Source organism: Solibacillus sp. iso_87, assembly GCF_056173085.1.
In genome coordinates this window covers 2,396,029-2,411,219 of sequence record NZ_CM149656.1, presented here as the reverse complement: position 1 = coordinate 2,411,219, position 15,191 = coordinate 2,396,029, and the positions used below count along the sequence as shown (strand labels likewise).

The window sequence follows — 15,191 nt, the reverse complement described above, 5'->3', positions numbered from 1 at the left end:
ATGAAAAATGAAAAAGGATTTACGTTAGTAGAGATGCTTGTTGTTTTATTAATCATCTCCATTTTAATATTGGTCACAATCCCCAACGTTTCAAAGCACTTTGCATCAATCGATGAAAAAGGTTGTAATGCTTATATCCTCATGCTTCAAGGACAAGTCGAAGCATATAAACTGAATAATAATGTATATCCGGCTTCGGTCACGGATTTAACTGACGAGGGGTATATTGTGGAAGAGGATTTGAAATGCCCGGATAATACGGAAATTAAAATAGTTGAAGGTGAAGTTAGACTGGTGGAAGACTAAACGTAATGATGAGGCAAAAAATTAAAACACTTATAACAGATGAAAAAGGTTTTACCCTAATGGAAATGCTCATCGTCCTCTTTATCTTTTTAGTCGTCAATTCAGCGATTCTCTATTTTTCACAAAAGCCGTTAATGGAATATACAGAAAAACAGGTGATGAATCAAAACGAGATGTTAATACGCATGACCCAATTGCTATCCATTGAGACCGGAACGTCCCATAGCTTTGAAATTATTAACTGTCACCGGATACAAGTAATGGATAGGTCTACTTCTCACATTATTTACGATCGGCGAATAGCGCGGCCAATTGACATGTATTTATCAACCCCGCATAACCGGCTGGTATTTAATACGAGAGGAAATGTCCAGGCGTTTGGACGGCTAACATACCATTTTGAAAATATAAGCCATCAATACTCTGTTAATATCGGCAAAGCCAGAATTTTGGAAAAGGAGGTTTTTCATGAGCCAGGAAGGACTAACTCTTGTAGAAACACTGTTAGCAGTCGTCATTTTATTTTTCCTTTCCTCGACAATCATTCCGCTCACATTTAATATGAAACAGCAAATTGCCTTACAAAAAGTACAAGCCCATGCTGCAGAAGCAGCTTATATAGGAGCGATGAAATATAAAAGATATGGACAATCAGCCGGAGTTCAGCTCATTGACGGCGTTCAGTTTCAATGGAATTACAATGGAAACCAAGTATGTGTCCATTATGATAATAATGAAAAGGAAGAGGAACTGTGTGTATGAATTGGAGGCAAACTTTAAATGAGCGGGGATTTACACTACTGGAGAGCTTGTTTCAGTTAACCGTGTTTGTACTTTTTACCGCAATAAGCCTGCTTATCCTTATATGGGTTCGGGATCTTCAACAGCTTGAGATGATGAAAGATGAGGTAAACTGGGAATTGTTTGTTTATGATCTTCATCAATACAATATGAATTCCGCATCTGGTAGGTTGCTCAGTTCTAGTATGCTGCAACTGGAAATGTTAAATGATCCCGAGGAACGGTTGTTTGTCTTTGACAAATCAGAACAGCATTTGCGTAAAAGGTCGAATAAAGGAGGAAATGAAATTATGCTGCCTTTTGTTGAGAAGTGGGAGCTGGCGGTTAATGAAAATGAAGTGAATATGAGGGTAGTGATGAAAAATGGAACAAAGCGAGAAAGAGACATCGTATTACCATTGCCTTCAAAATGAGAAAGGTGCATTATTTTTGCTGGCTGTGTTTTTATTGTTCATAGTTTCCGGAGCTGCTGTTTTCTATACAAATGCATATTTTGCGCAAATAAAAGTATATAATTCATTGGAATCTATTTACGTTCGTGCTACGATAAATATACTAAATTTACCTTAAAATTCGACTTCTTTTTGCAAAGTCGAAAAAATGTCGCATTTATGCGATTTGGTTTGACCTAAAAATATTTCTGTTTAAGACGCAAAATAGAAACGAAAGAATAGGTAGAGGCGTAATTAATTAAGTAGTCCGTAATAGAAGAAGGTGAACAGCATGCGTAAAATTTATTTAGTAGGATTTATGGGGTGCGGAAAAAGTGCGATTGGAAGACGTTTAAGTTTTTTCTTAAAAATGCCGTATTACGATATGGATCATGAAATTGTACGACAGCAGGGTATGACAATTCCTGAAATTTTCGAGAAATACGGCGAAGCACACTTCCGAAAAATCGAGACGGAATTTTTAAAGAATTTTCGTGATGAAGCATGCATTATCGCTACAGGCGGTGGGGTAGCCGTGAATGAAGAAAACAGGAAAATTATGCGCCGGACAGGGCTTGTATTTTTTCTTGATGCAAAATTTGAAGATATTTATATGCGTATTCGAAATGATAAAAACCGTCCCATTGTTCAATCGTCAACGGAGCAAGAATTGGAAAATCTGTATCACCAACGCAGAAAGAATTATCGACTGGCTGGTCATATACAAGTATTGACAGCTGGGAGAACATTAAGACAAATTGTTGAGTACATCGGCTTTCAAGTGAAACGTCTTAAAGGCGAATAATAGCTGTATAATTATGTTTAATGTTCGTATTTTGAATAAAATTAAAAAAAGATTGCGTTTGCATTATATTCAATGTTAGGATATTGCTAAGAAGAGCAATTACATGAAGTAAATAATCTAACGCGGATGATGGTACGGGGAGAGAACGTGATGTCACGTCGCCGAAGGAGCAAATAGCTATGCTATGAATCTCTCAGGCAAAAAGACTCGTATTGGACGCAACTCTGGAGAGTGCTGTAATAGCTATTGTTGCGAACAGCCACCAACGGGGAAAGCCTAAATTGTGATAGTGGATCAAATTTGGGTGTAACTTTCAGGTGCAAGGACAGAGAATCTCGGTAAAGGGGATTCGTCTGTCTTTTTTTTGTGGAGAAATCGGCTTTTAATATTCTGATGATTCTAATAAAAAGATAGATATACACTTTGATAGGTGTAATGTTGATTCCCCCTTTGCAAACCAAAACGAACATACATAACTAAAGGAGGAAATGAACATGACAAATGATTTAAAGCTAAAGCGCACACCACTTTTTGATGAATATGCAAAGTATGGTGGGAAAACAGTTGATTTTGGCGGCTGGGAGTTGCCTGTACAATTTTCTTCGATTAAAGATGAACATGATGCGGTACGTAACCGTGCAGGACTTTTTGATGTATCCCATATGGGGGAAATTATCGTAGAAGGTCCAGATGCACTAGTTTATCTACAAAAAATGCTTTCCAACGATATTTCTAAAATTGCAGTCGGCGGCGCACAATACAGTGCACTATGCTATGAAGATGGCGGTGTTGTTGACGATTTACTGACATACCGTTTGGAAGATAACCTTTATTTACTATGTGTTAATGCAGCGAATATTGAAAAGGACTTTGAATGGTTACAGAAGCATGTCGAAGGGGATGTCAAAGTGACAAATATGTCAGATGACTATGCTCAAATCGCATTGCAAGGACCATTATCTCAGGAAGTTCTGCAAACATTAACAGCAACAGACTTAACGGCAATTAAATATTTTAAATTCCAGGACAATGTGGATGTAGGCGGTCATTCGGTTCTTGTTTCTCGCTCTGGCTATACAGGGGAAGACGGATTTGAAATTTACGGTGCACCAGCAGCAATTGTTGATCTTTGGAACAAAATTTTGGAAGCTGGAAATGACAAAGGTGTAGTAGCTGCCGGTTTAGGAGCACGTGATACACTCCGCTTTGAAGCTTGCTTACCATTATATGGCCAAGAGATTTCAAAGGATATTTCACCACTGGAAGCAGGCATTGGCTTTGCGGTGAAATTAGCGAAAGATCCGCAATTTATCGGTCAGCAAGCATTAATTGACCAAAAAGAAAATGGCTTAACACGTAAATCTGTAGGCATCGAGATGATTGATAAAGGTATTCCTCGTCACGGTTATAAAGTGTTTAAAGATGGTGAAGAGATTGGCTTTGTAACAACAGGTACTCAGTCACCGATGACAAAGCGCAATATCGGCTTAGCTATAATTGACACAAAATTCACAGAAGTTGGAACTGAATTAGAAATCGAAGTACGAAAAAATAGAGCAAAAGCAGTTGTAGTAGAAACTCCATTTTACAAGCGTGCAAAATAAAGTAAAAATTTAACCAGTGGGGGTATTCATCCCCTTGATTGATAGTTCTGCTGCCTTTAGAAGAAGATAAATTCCTACCCGTTAATAACGGGATAAAACTTTTGAAAAGAGGGTTAACAATGAAACATCGTTATTTACCAATGACGGAACAAGATAAACAAGAAATGTTAGACCATATCGGGGTTGCGACAATTGATGAGCTATTCGAGGATATTCCTGAGAAAGTTCGCTTCCAAGGAAGCTACAATATTAAACCTGCGAAGTCAGAAGCCGCTTTAATGAAGGAACTGGCACAACTCGCTTCAAAAAATAAAGATACAGCAACCAATGTATCGTTTTTAGGTGCTGGTGTCTACAATCACTATAAACCGGTAATTGTTGATCACGTTATTTCACGTTCAGAGTTTTATACAGCGTATACACCATACCAGCCGGAAATTTCTCAAGGCGAACTTCAAGCGATTTTTGAGTTCCAAACAATGATCGCAGAACTGACAGGCATGGATATTGCAAACTCTTCTATGTATGATGGCGGTACGGCATTGGCAGAAGCAGGTATGCTTGCAGCAGGTCATACACGTCGCGGTAAGTTACTTGTTTCAGGAGCTGTACATCCGGAATATCAAGATGTTGTGAAAATGTATGCAACAGGACAATCAATTGAAGTCGTTACAATTCCTACAAAAGACGGTGTGACAGACATTGAAGCACTTAAAGGCTTAATCGATGATCAAACTGCCGGTGTTATCGTTCAATATCCTAACTTCTTTGGTCAAGTTGAAAACCTACAGCCGCTTGCAGACATTACACATGATGCAAAAGGATTGTTTATCGTATCTGCAAACCCGTTAGCTCTTGGCGTTTTAACACCTCCTGGAAAATTAGGGGCAGATATTACAGTTGGGGACGCACAAGTATTCGGTATTGCTGAAGCATTCGGTGGTCCACACTGTGGTTATTTTGCGGTAACGAATAAGTTAATGCGTAAAGTACCGGGCCGTCTTGTTGGGGAAACAGTTGACCAAGATGGACGTCGTGGTTATGTATTAACATTACAAGCTCGTGAGCAGCACATCCGTCGTGACAAAGCGACATCTAATATTTGTTCTAACCAGGCGTTACTGGCACTTGCTTCTTCAGTTGCAATGACAGCCCTTGGAAAACAAGGTATGCAGGAAATGGCGAAACAAAATATCGTAAAAACACGCTTTGCCAAAAATGCATTTGAAGCAGCTGGTTTTGAAGTTGCTTATCAAGGCGCTCACTTTAACGAAATCGTAGTTAATACAAAACATAATGTGACAGAGCTAAACAAAGCATTAATCGAAAAAGGCATTATCGGTGGCTTTGACTTAGGTCGTGTTTATCCGGAATTAGAAAATCATGCACTCATTGCTGTTACGGAAATCCGTACAAAAGAAGAAATCGAGCAATTAGTTGCAGAAATGGGGGCTTACAATGCATAACGAAAACCAATCACTCATTTTCGAAATTACAAAACCAGGTCGTGTCGGCTATAACTTAGAGCCATTGGATGTTCCTGATTTTGATCTCGAAGAACTTCTGCCAAAAGAGTTAGTACGTCAAGAAGCGGCTGAACTGCCGGAAGTTGCAGAATTAGATATTATGCGTCACTATACAGCACTTTCAAAACGTAATCATGGTGTGGATTCAGGCTTCTACCCACTTGGTTCATGTACGATGAAATACAATCCGAAAATCAATGAAACGGTTGCACGCTATGCTGGTTTTGCCAATGTTCACCCATTACAAGACGAGTCGACAGTGCAAGGTGCAATGGAATTATTATATGACCTGCAAACATCCCTTCAGGAAATTACAGGTATGGATGAAGTAACATTACAGCCAGCAGCAGGCGCACATGGTGAATGGACAGCATTAATGATGATCCGTGCATTCCATGAGGCAAATGGTGAAGGTCACCGTAACAAAGTAATTGTACCGGATTCAGCTCACGGTACAAACCCGGCTTCTGCTACAGTTGCAGGTTTTGAAACAATTACAATCAAATCAGGTGAAGACGGCTTAGTTGATCTTGAAGATTTACGCCGTGTTGTCGGTCCTGATACAGCAGCGCTTATGCTGACAAACCCGAACACTTTAGGCTTATTCGAAGAAAACATTTTAGAAATGGCTGAAATCGTGCACGGTGTCGGCGGTAAAGTTTACTATGACGGCGCGAACTTAAACGCTGTTATGAGTAAAGCACGTCCTGGCGACATGGGCTTTGACTGTGTTCACTTAAACTTACACAAAACATTTACAGGTCCACATGGTGGCGGTGGTCCGGGTTCAGGTCCAGTAGGGGTAAAAGCGGATTTAATCCCATTCCTGCCTAAACCAGTATTAGTGAAAAAAGAAGATGGTACATTCCACTTCGATTACAACCGTCCACAATCAATCGGTCGTGTGAAACCTTACTACGGAAACTTCGGCATTAATGTCCGTGCATATACGTATATCCGTTCAATGGGTCCAGATGGCTTAAAGGCTGTAACAGAATACGCTGTACTAAACGCAAACTACATGATGCGCCGTTTGGAAGAGCACTTTGATTTACCGTACGACCGTCACTGTAAGCATGAATTCGTGCTATCAGGCCGCCGTCAGAAAAAATTAGGTGTTCGTACATTGGATATCGCTAAACGTCTTCTTGACTTTGGCTACCATCCACCAACAGTTTACTTCCCGTTAAACGTGGAAGAGGGTATTATGATCGAGCCAACAGAAACAGAATCAAAAGAAACATTGGATGCATTCTGTGATGCAATGATTCAAATTGCTCAAGAAACAATCAATAACCCATCGATCGTACAAGAAGCACCACATACAACGGTAATCAGCCGTTTAGATGAAACACGTGCTGCACGTACACCTGTATTACGTTATACAAAAAAAGAAGAAGTAACAATTTCATAAATTGTGACAAAAAAGGTCAGACCTGTTTTCTGACCTTTTTTCTATGAGTAAGGTTAGACTTCTTACGTGTCACTATATAATAGTAGAAACTACTGATAATCAGACAATTTTGATTCGTTGGGCATTTGAATAGAAATTAAAAAGCCCTCTACAATGTAGAGAACTTTTAAAATTAGTTTTTCGATTTAACTTTACCTGTCCAAGTTTTGAAACCACCTTGTAATTGGAACAGTTGGCTATAGCCTTTTTTCTTTAATGTCAGCGCTGCTCGTGCACTACGGCCAGAGTTTTGGCAATAAAGGTATACAGGAAGGTCCGGACGGATTTCTTTATGACGTGTATTAAGTTGCGTCATTGGAATGTTTCGAGCACCTAAAATGTGTCCAGCTTCAAATTCTTTAGGTTCGCGTAAATCGATTAATTGTGCTTTACGGTAGCCTTCGATAAATTGCTCCTGTGTTAAATTTGTTACGGATTTTTTTAAACGCATAGAGTTGATTACTACGTAAGCAACGATTACTACTAAAATTACTAGTATCGTATATAAAATTGTCACTGCGATATTGCCCCTTTCTTTCTGTACTATCTATTATAAGAGATGAACTAGAGTTAGTCGAGCGAGTTTGTTAAAATGAATTGGTGGAGGCGAGAAATTGTGAAAAAACAATGGTATTTTATAAATTCGGGGCCATGCAGCCCGGCCTATAACATGGCACTGGACGAAGCGTTACTGGATTGGCATAGCCAAGGGGAAATCCCGCCGGTTATTCGTTTTTATGAGTGGAACCCTGCAACATTATCAATCGGTTATTTCCAGCAAGTACATAAAGATATTAATTTAGAAGCTGTAAAAAAGCAAAACTTAGGTTTCATCCGTCGACCTACAGGCGGACGTGCCGTTTTACATGACCAGGAGCTTACATATTCAGTGATTGTGACAGAGAGCTACCCAAATATGCCGGAAACCGTTACAGAGGCATATCGTGTCATTAGCGAAGGAATTTTACAAGGGTTCCGTCTTTTAGGACTGGATGCTTATTTTAGTGTGCCGGAGACGAAGGAACAACTGGATGATCTTAAAAAACCGAAAAGCGCGGTATGTTTTGATGCGCCGAGCTGGTATGAACTTGTAGTTGAAGGGAAGAAAGTTGCGGGCAGTGCGCAAACACGTCAAAAAGGTGTGATTTTGCAGCATGGCGCTATTTTACTGGATCTGAACGAAGAGCTGCTGCTATCGGTATTTAATTTTGCTACGGACGAGGCAAAAGAAAAAATGCGGAAAAAGTTACCTGAAAAAGCAGTTGCGATGAATCAGTTTGTCGACACACCATTTACAATCGAGCAATGTGTGAATGCATTTTCTAAAGGTTTTGAAGTAGCTTTGGACATAGAACTAATTCCTTATGAATTAACAGAGCAGCAAACCCAATATGTAGAACAATTGATGCAAAATAAATATTTAACAGATGAATGGAATTTCAAAAAATAGTTTACGAACGTGTGTTTTTATTTTTTGTAAAAAAATTTTTATACCCGAAACGTTGATATAGATGGATTTAACAAAAAGAAAAAAAAATCAACCCCTTGTTTGAAAAAAAAATTTATTGTAATCTTTTTTAAGTGTAATTATATAACCCAACATATAGAATGATATTTAAGAAATTAGCACAATATATGGTATAAAATGTGTTTAGTTTACATTCGTGAAGGGAACCTTAAAATTATTAAATCGTTCAAAGGGGGGCTTACGCGGTGGCAAGTGTTTTAGAACAATCCATCCAAGTCAATCAATTAAATCAAGATATTGAGCAATTTCCTCAAGTGCACCCGATTACACCGGATATGCATATTACGCATAAAGGTGTATCTCGTCTTGTAATGATTGACCGTTATTCTTTTAAAGATACGGAAAAGAAAACATTAAAAACAGGGGATTTTGTTGTTTTGACAGTGAAACAAGATCCGAAATTCCCGGCGCGCGGACTTGGCATTATTCATTCGATTAATCAGGAAAAGAAAACCGCTCTTATTAAAATTGATGAAGATTACCGTCACGTATTAGAAGGCGAAGAACAAGAGACAGGCATTATCGAACGGTCATTGGATATTATAGAAAAGCCGCTCGAGATTTTTTATGAGCAAATTGCGAAACGTAATGCGACAGGCTTAGCTTCAGTTGAAAAAACAGAAGAAAAGCGCAAGGAATGGTTCGGGAAGTTTTACGAAGAGCTTGTATCGATGAACTTTATCCCTGCAGGACGTGTAATTTATGGGGCAGGTTCAGAAACAGAAGTAACATTTTTCAACTGTTATGTAATGCCTTTTGTAGCCGATTCCCGTGAAGGCATCAGTGATCACCGCAAGCAAGTAATGGAAATTATGAGCCGTGGTGGTGGTGTTGGTACGAACGGTTCGACACTTCGTCCGCGCAACACATTGGCGCGCGGTGTAAACGGTAAATCTAGCGGATCAGTAAGCTGGCTTGATGATATTGCCAAGCTGACACATCTTGTTGAGCAAGGTGGAAGTCGCAGAGGCGCTCAAATGATTATGCTGGCAGATTGGCATCCGGATATTGTGGAATTTATCATTTCAAAAATGCAAAATCCGCGTATTCTACGTTATCTGATTGAAAATACGGAAGATGAATCAATTATTCGTCTAGCAAAAGAAAAATTAAAATTCAAGCCTTTAACACAGCAGGAAGATGCGATGTATCAAGGCATTGTGAACTATAAAAATATTGAAGGTTTTGGCGGATTTAACGAAGCGATTATTCGTGACGCTGAAACAAAGCTACGTGATGGCGGAACGTATTCAGTCCATAATCCGGAGTTCCTAACAGGTGCAAACATTTCGGTTACATTAACGAAAGAGTTTATGGATGCTGTAGAAAACGACCAGAACTTCGAATTACGCTTCCCGGATGTAGAGAACTACAATCCGGCTCAAATGCTGGATTACAATGAAAAATGGCATGAAGTTGGCGACGTTCGCGAATGGGAGAAACTTGGTTATCCAGTTCGTACGTATCGCACAATCAAAGCAAAAGAACTGTGGAATTTAATCAATGTCTGCGCAACATATGCAGCAGAACCGGGTATTTTCTTCATTGATAACGCAAACGACATGACAAACGCAAAAGCGTACGGTCAGAAAGTTGTTGCGACAAATCCGTGTGGTGGAGTTCGCCTCACGTTAAACATCGCGGGATGAAGCGGGAAGGCTGAAATGCTAATCCGAACCGAAGACGAATTGTAAAATTTTTGTCAGGGGCAACGCATAGATAGTGAACCTCATCATTTGAGAATATAATCTATCCACGAGACCGCGACACTGCAACTTGCAGTGAAAATGTATGCTGAACTTGCACGAATAACAAGTGTAAGAACCTTAGGATAAAAAGCCTGGGGGTTAACAAAAATTTGGAACAACCATTAGCACCATATTCCGTTTGTAACTTGGCTGCAGTTAACTTGGCGAAGTTTGCAAACAAAGAAACGAAAACAGTTGATTTTGAAGGGTTACGCAAAACGGTAAAAGTTGGCGTACGTATGCAGGACAATGTTATCGATGCAACACCGTACTTCCTGGAAGAAAACAAAAAGCAGGCACTGGGTGAACGCCGAGTTGGGCTTGGTGTAATGGGTCTTGCTGATTTGTTAATCTACTGTGAAAAAGAGTACGGTTCTGAGGAAGGCAATGCACTTGTTGATGAAATCTTCAAGACAATTGCGATTGCTGCCTATGAAGAGTCAGTTGAACTGGCGACAGAGCGCGGCAGCTTCCCGTTCCTTGAAGGACAAACAGAAGCTGAAACAGCACGTTTACGTGAAGCATTCATTAACACAGGCTTCATGAAAAAAATGCCACAGCATATTCGCGAAAATATTGTGGCAAACGGTATTCGTAACTCGCATTTATTGACGGTGGCGCCAACTGGATCCACTGGTACAATGGTCGGAGTTGCAACAGGGCTTGAACCTTACTTCAGCTTCACTTACTACCGTTCAGGTCGTCTAGGGAAGTTTATTGAAGTAAAAGCTGAAATTGTAAAAGAATATTTAGATGCGAACCCTGGTGTTGATGAAAATAATTTACCGGAGTGGTTCAAATCATCAATGGAGCTTTCTGCTGAAGCACATGCAGATGTTCAATGTATCATTCAAAACTGGATTGATTCATCGATTTCGAAAACAGTAAACGCACCAAAAGGCTATGGAGTAGAGCAAGTACAAAAAGTGTACGAGCGTCTATACCGCGGCGGTGCTAAAGGCGGTACAGTGTATGTCGATGGATCTCGCGATACACAAGTATTAACTTTAAAAGCTGAAGAAGCAAATTCAGATGAACAATTAGAGTTTGAAGAATTAAAACAATCGGAAGACCAAGTTAAACGTCAAGTGGTGTTAGTGGATACAATCAAACCGTTAACAGATACAGATGTGACAATTGGTTCTGAAGTTGGCAATACATGCCCGGTTTGCCGTCAAGGTACGGTAGAGGAAATGGGCGGCTGCAACACATGTACAAACTGTGGTGCACAGCTGAAATGCGGTTTATAAAATAAAGAAAACGCAACTCATATAATATGGGTTGCGTTTTTGCATTTTGAAAAGAGATACATAATATCTCTTTAAAAACGTAATCTGCCGGTAGCAGGGCTTACTAATGGCCATGCGCGGACATCAATTTTTTTGGAGAAGTGCAGGATCGGCTGATCATTTTCCACAATAATCCCTTGCTTGGACAGCGTTGTATTAAGGGTGATTTCACCTTCTGCTTTCTGTAAGATCCATGGGTGGTGCAAAATATCACAGCGCACCGGAACACCTGAAGCATTTAATGTATAGAAGCAGTAACGCTCGGCAATCCATTCTTCAAAGGAACCTTTTACCGCGAGAAACGGTTCGGAAACGGGTTTATAGCGGGCAGCGAATACAAAGTCTGATTGATCGCGCCTTTTGCTTTCAAACAGAACTGTATCATCAAAGTTTTTAATATCCATCTTAGCATAATGGTACGGTAAATGGAAAAATGTGCGGGCACCTTTTACAGCCGGCCAATTATCCGCGTCCAAACTGAAAAAGTATATGCCCGGTTTTCCATCAATTGTTACATAGGTGCGCACATTAAGTTCCGGAAATTCGGCGGTTCCTGGAATTGGCGGCAATCCCCGAAGCCTCACACCGGACATGCGAAACGGGACAACCCCAACCCAGCAAACACCATCATATGCATCCAGTTCCAATGCATTTGGAACTAACTTTCGCAAAACCTCATATTTAACCGGATAATGGACAAATAACAGATCACTCCACGTTTGTTTCATCCCCCAAGGCAAGTTTGGCAGTGGCCAAGGACGATGACTGTCATCCCACTTGTTTTCTTGTATGTTTAGGAGCTCCACCACAGCTAGACACTTCCTTCACATCTATTGTATTTTATAAAAATTCATGAACCGGATTAAAACCGTTCGCGGATTTGTTTTTTCCGCATCCATTGGGTAGCTACCCATTTCTCGCCTCGTATTACTGGCTCACCGCTATGAAGGGTAAGCTCATTTAATTTTTGATCATTGTAGAAATATTCGAAGTAAACCGCTGAACCTCTCTCCGGTACAGTTACGATACCCAAATTAGGAAACGTTGTAACGCCTCCTTCTTCTACATTATTTAAGTAAACTACTAACGTGCTAATGCGATTATTACTGCTTGAAGGGTGATTTGGACCGAAGAAATCAAAGTGTGCCTTAAATTCCTGACCGGGTTCGTAATGTAAAACTTGTAGACCCTCCGCATGCTCTAGTGGAAGATGCATCAGGCTGCTAATCCGTTTTTCGATTTCTGAAATAAGCGGATTTTCATTCTCCTCAAAAAACATACCACTGCTCGTTCGAATGGGACTTACTTCTTTTTTTGCCAGTTTGGATCTCTCCAAACGCGAAGAAGCACAATCGATTAAATTCTGACATTCCTCATCACTTAAAACATTCGAAAACTTTACAATGAGCGGTTCTTCATGGAGAACCTCTGCTGTTATCGTACGATTATCAATTGAATAAACAGATTGAATAGGTAAAATCGAAACTTCTGTTGTCATATGTTATATCCTTCCGCAATTGCTTCTAAGTTAGTACAAAAACATTACTCTCACTCTTTAATGTAGGAGAAGAATGTATTTCTACTCCAAAACATATTATACCATTTAATTGAATTTAATGGTATTTAAGTAATAGGGTAATAATAAAAAAAAATTTCTGCTGATCCCTAAGGGCTAGTATTTGTAAAATTTAACCAGCAATTAAGAAGGGTTAGAAAAAGTTATGGATTTACATAAATAACCTATCATTTTGTTTATGTCTAATTTGAAGTAAGCTAATGGAAGAAGAGGAAGAGATGGAGGAAAGCAAATGATTATTGGATTACACCACGCACAAATAACAATTCCCAAAGGTACTGAGGAAGCAGGGAAAGATTTTTATTGTAAAGTATTAGGATTAAATGAAATTTCAAAACCTTCTGTACTGCAGGGGCGAGGAGGCTTTTGGCTGCAAGTAGGAAGTCAGGAAGTACATGTAGGGACAGAAGATGGCTTTAATCGGCTCACAACTAAAGCGCATCTAGCCTACGAAGTTGAAGATATTTCTTATTGGAGAAACGTATTGAGGGAAAATGAAATTGAGATTTTGGACTCCGTACCAATTCCTAATTATGAACGGTTTGAGTTTAGAGACCCTTTCGGAAATAGAGTGGAGATGATTCAACAAATCTAACTTATTGCAGTCTATTATTATTGTCCACATCAGTTTTTGATAATAGCTCAATAATTTCTTTGTTCTGTGATCGTATGTCTTTGAGGATTCTTTCGATTGCTAATGCGGTAAAGGTAATGATGATTAGTAATGCGAAGCTGAAAAAGCCCACAACAATTCCTCCATTCAAATTAGTATTTCATCTATTATACTAATATTAAAAAGAATAGTTAATTATTTCTAAAAACCTCCGCCTAATTAATGATGGAAATTTAATCAGAAATCACGTATCATTGTAAGGTAGTTTTAAACTATCAGGTATATCCTGCAAATATATTGAATGATAGGTGAAAAAAATGAATTATCAAGTATTATTGTATTATCATTACACAACGATTGAAGATCCAGCTGCTTTTTCAGCAGAGCATTTAGCTGCATGTAAAGAAATTGGATTAAAAGGACGTATTTTAGTTGCCTATGAAGGGATTAACGGTACGGTTTCAGGTACGATTGAGCAAACACAAAGCTATATCGATATGATGGAAGCACATCCATTGTTCAAAGGGATTGTTTTCAAAATTGATCCAGCAGAAGGGCATGCGTTCAAAAAAATGCATGTACGTCCACGTCCAGAGCTTGTAAATTTAGGTTTAGAAGAAGATGTGAACCCGCATGAATTAACGGGTCGCTATTTATCTCCGGAGCAATTCCTCGAAGAAATGCAAGACGAAAATACAGTCGTACTAGATGTACGTAACACATATGAATATGATGTCGGTCACTTCCGCGGCGCAATTCGTCCAGAAGTAAAGAACTTCCGTGATACACCGCAATGGGTACGTGAAAACCGTGAATTATTTGAAGGTAAAAATGTATTAACATATTGTACAGGCGGAATCCGCTGTGAAAAATTCTCAGGTTGGATGAAGCGTGAAGGTTTCGGTGAGGTTGGTCAATTACATGGCGGCGTTGCGACATACGGTAAAGACCCTGTTGCTAAAGGTCAGCTATGGGATGGTCAAATGTACGTATTCGACGAGCGTCTGACAGTGCCGATCAACCAGGTGGAACATGTTATTGTTGGACGTGACCACTTTGATGGAACACCATGTGAACGTTACGTTAATTGTGCTAACCCTGAATGTAATGAGCAAATTATTGCATCAGAGGAAAACGAGGCGAAGCATTTAGGTGGCTGTACAATTGAATGTACAAAACATGAACGCAATCGTTATATTGTCCGTCATAACTTAACAGAAGAGCAAGTACAACAAGCGATTGAATTGTTAGAAGCTGGAGCCAAAGTATAAAAGATTTTAAATGCATCTCTTAACAGGGATGCATTTTTCTTTTTTGTAAATAAAACATCCTATTGTAAATGCAATGTAAATAGATTTTTCTAAATATTCATTGCAAATCGTCTAATTTCTGCCTTAGTTACATGTTCAATTAAAGATTTGAACATAATATCGACATATTTCATTTTTTATTTGAATTAATGATTAAATTCCTCATTAAAAATCCCTCCAATATATTAAAAAATCTCATAA

Annotated in this window: 14 protein-coding genes, 2 pseudogenes and 2 riboswitches; of the genes and pseudogenes, 13 read left to right on the top strand and 3 right to left on the bottom strand. The window is 39.3% G+C overall.

Features of this window, described 5'->3' with window-relative positions; genetic code table 11:
- From comGC to gcvPB, 8 genes are all read left to right on the top strand, one after another.
- Positions 1 to 306: a competence type IV pilus major pilin ComGC gene (comGC, locus tag AC0VXV_RS12245; RefSeq protein ID WP_475528439.1), complete on the top strand. Its 306-nt coding sequence runs from the start codon at positions 1 to 3 to the stop codon at positions 304 to 306.
- 5 nt (positions 307 to 311) lie between these two features.
- On the top strand, positions 312 to 866 hold the full coding sequence (locus AC0VXV_RS12240; RefSeq protein WP_475528438.1) for a prepilin-type N-terminal cleavage/methylation domain-containing protein: 555 nt from the start codon (positions 312 to 314) through the stop codon (positions 864 to 866).
- A complete protein-coding gene (locus tag AC0VXV_RS12235; RefSeq protein ID WP_475528437.1) occupies positions 775 to 1,068 on the top strand; it encodes a type II secretion system protein in 294 nt (97 codons plus the stop codon). Before AC0VXV_RS12240 ends, AC0VXV_RS12235 begins: the two co-directional genes overlap by 92 nt.
- The gene (gene comGF / locus AC0VXV_RS12230; RefSeq protein WP_475528436.1) at positions 1,065 to 1,520 is read left to right on the top strand and encodes a competence type IV pilus minor pilin ComGF; all 456 of its coding nucleotides are present in this window, start codon (positions 1,065 to 1,067) and stop codon (positions 1,518 to 1,520) included. The genes AC0VXV_RS12235 and comGF overlap by 4 nt, the downstream gene beginning before the upstream one ends.
- Positions 1,521 to 1,830: 310 nt before the next feature.
- Entirely contained in the window at positions 1,831 to 2,343 is a 513-nt protein-coding gene (locus AC0VXV_RS12225; protein ID WP_340801688.1) for a shikimate kinase, read from the top strand.
- A gap of 126 nt (positions 2,344 to 2,469) precedes the next feature.
- Positions 2,470 to 2,562, top strand: a riboswitch (glycine riboswitch).
- A gap of 3 nt (positions 2,563 to 2,565) precedes the next feature.
- Positions 2,566 to 2,674: riboswitch (glycine riboswitch) on the top strand.
- A 163-nt stretch (positions 2,675 to 2,837) separates the two neighbouring features.
- Positions 2,838 to 3,947: a glycine cleavage system aminomethyltransferase GcvT gene (gene gcvT / locus AC0VXV_RS12220; protein WP_475528435.1), complete on the top strand. Its 1,110-nt coding sequence runs from the start codon at positions 2,838 to 2,840 to the stop codon at positions 3,945 to 3,947.
- 119 nt (positions 3,948 to 4,066) lie between these two features.
- Entirely contained in the window at positions 4,067 to 5,413 is a 1,347-nt protein-coding gene (gene gcvPA, locus AC0VXV_RS12215) for an aminomethyl-transferring glycine dehydrogenase subunit GcvPA (protein ID WP_475528434.1), read from the top strand.
- Complete coding sequence (gene gcvPB, locus AC0VXV_RS12210; RefSeq protein WP_475528432.1) at positions 5,406 to 6,887, top strand: aminomethyl-transferring glycine dehydrogenase subunit GcvPB; 1,482 nt, start codon at positions 5,406 to 5,408, stop codon at positions 6,885 to 6,887. The genes gcvPA and gcvPB overlap by 8 nt, the downstream gene beginning before the upstream one ends.
- 172 nt (positions 6,888 to 7,059) lie before the next feature.
- Here the strand turns inward: gcvPB and AC0VXV_RS12205 are convergent, their stop codons facing one another.
- The gene (locus AC0VXV_RS12205) at positions 7,060 to 7,443 is read right to left on the bottom strand and encodes a rhodanese-like domain-containing protein (protein ID WP_079527702.1); all 384 of its coding nucleotides are present in this window, start codon (positions 7,441 to 7,443) and stop codon (positions 7,060 to 7,062) included.
- A gap of 153 nt (positions 7,444 to 7,596) precedes the next feature.
- Here AC0VXV_RS12205 and AC0VXV_RS12200 point away from each other — a divergent pair, with 153 nt between their 5' ends.
- The 3 genes and pseudogenes from AC0VXV_RS12200 to AC0VXV_RS12190 form a co-directional block, all read left to right on the top strand.
- Positions 7,597 to 8,376 (top strand): lipoate--protein ligase family protein, encoded by a 780-nt coding sequence (locus tag AC0VXV_RS12200; protein WP_475531461.1) that lies wholly within the window; start codon positions 7,597 to 7,599, stop codon positions 8,374 to 8,376.
- A gap of 263 nt (positions 8,377 to 8,639) precedes the next feature.
- A pseudogene (locus AC0VXV_RS12195) lies at positions 8,640 to 10,070 on the top strand (vitamin B12-dependent ribonucleotide reductase); the annotation flags it as partial.
- A 245-nt stretch (positions 10,071 to 10,315) separates the two neighbouring features.
- Positions 10,316 to 11,452: pseudogene (locus AC0VXV_RS12190) on the top strand (hypothetical protein); the annotation flags it as partial.
- 71 nt (positions 11,453 to 11,523) lie between these two features.
- Here AC0VXV_RS12190 and AC0VXV_RS12185 read toward each other — a convergent pair.
- Both AC0VXV_RS12185 and AC0VXV_RS12180 read right to left on the bottom strand, forming a co-directional pair.
- Positions 11,524 to 12,300: a YqjF family protein gene (locus AC0VXV_RS12185; RefSeq protein WP_475528430.1), complete on the bottom strand. Its 777-nt coding sequence runs from the start codon at positions 12,298 to 12,300 to the stop codon at positions 11,524 to 11,526.
- Between the two features lie 53 nt (positions 12,301 to 12,353).
- Positions 12,354 to 12,989: a 2OG-Fe(II) oxygenase gene (locus AC0VXV_RS12180; RefSeq protein WP_475528429.1), complete on the bottom strand. Its 636-nt coding sequence runs from the start codon at positions 12,987 to 12,989 to the stop codon at positions 12,354 to 12,356.
- Between the two features lie 310 nt (positions 12,990 to 13,299).
- Between AC0VXV_RS12180 and AC0VXV_RS12175 the strand changes: the two genes are divergently transcribed.
- Positions 13,300 to 13,662, top strand: coding sequence for a VOC family protein (locus AC0VXV_RS12175; protein WP_475528427.1), 363 nt, complete (start codon positions 13,300 to 13,302; stop codon positions 13,660 to 13,662).
- A gap of 335 nt (positions 13,663 to 13,997) precedes the next feature.
- The gene (gene trhO, locus AC0VXV_RS12170; RefSeq protein WP_475528426.1) at positions 13,998 to 14,951 is read left to right on the top strand and encodes an oxygen-dependent tRNA uridine(34) hydroxylase TrhO; all 954 of its coding nucleotides are present in this window, start codon (positions 13,998 to 14,000) and stop codon (positions 14,949 to 14,951) included.
- The last annotated feature ends 240 nt before the right edge of the window (positions 14,952 to 15,191 follow it).

Coding starts and splice junctions, on each gene's coding strand:
- comGC (WP_475528439.1), top strand. CDS start 1: ATGAAAAATGAAAAAGGATTTACGTTAGTAGAGATGCTTGTTGTTTTA.
- AC0VXV_RS12240 (WP_475528438.1), top strand. CDS start 312: ATGATGAGGCAAAAAATTAAAACACTTATAACAGATGAAAAAGGTTTT.
- AC0VXV_RS12235 (WP_475528437.1), top strand. CDS start 775: ATGAGCCAGGAAGGACTAACTCTTGTAGAAACACTGTTAGCAGTCGTC.
- comGF (WP_475528436.1), top strand. CDS start 1,065: ATGAATTGGAGGCAAACTTTAAATGAGCGGGGATTTACACTACTGGAG.
- AC0VXV_RS12225 (WP_340801688.1), top strand. CDS start 1,831: ATGCGTAAAATTTATTTAGTAGGATTTATGGGGTGCGGAAAAAGTGCG.
- gcvT (WP_475528435.1), top strand. CDS start 2,838: ATGACAAATGATTTAAAGCTAAAGCGCACACCACTTTTTGATGAATAT.
- gcvPA (WP_475528434.1), top strand. CDS start 4,067: ATGAAACATCGTTATTTACCAATGACGGAACAAGATAAACAAGAAATG.
- gcvPB (WP_475528432.1), top strand. CDS start 5,406: ATGCATAACGAAAACCAATCACTCATTTTCGAAATTACAAAACCAGGT.
- AC0VXV_RS12200 (WP_475531461.1), top strand. CDS start 7,597: ATGGCACTGGACGAAGCGTTACTGGATTGGCATAGCCAAGGGGAAATC.
- AC0VXV_RS12180 (WP_475528429.1), bottom strand. CDS start 12,989: ATGACAACAGAAGTTTCGATTTTACCTATTCAATCTGTTTATTCAATT.
- AC0VXV_RS12175 (WP_475528427.1), top strand. CDS start 13,300: ATGATTATTGGATTACACCACGCACAAATAACAATTCCCAAAGGTACT.
- trhO (WP_475528426.1), top strand. CDS start 13,998: ATGAATTATCAAGTATTATTGTATTATCATTACACAACGATTGAAGAT.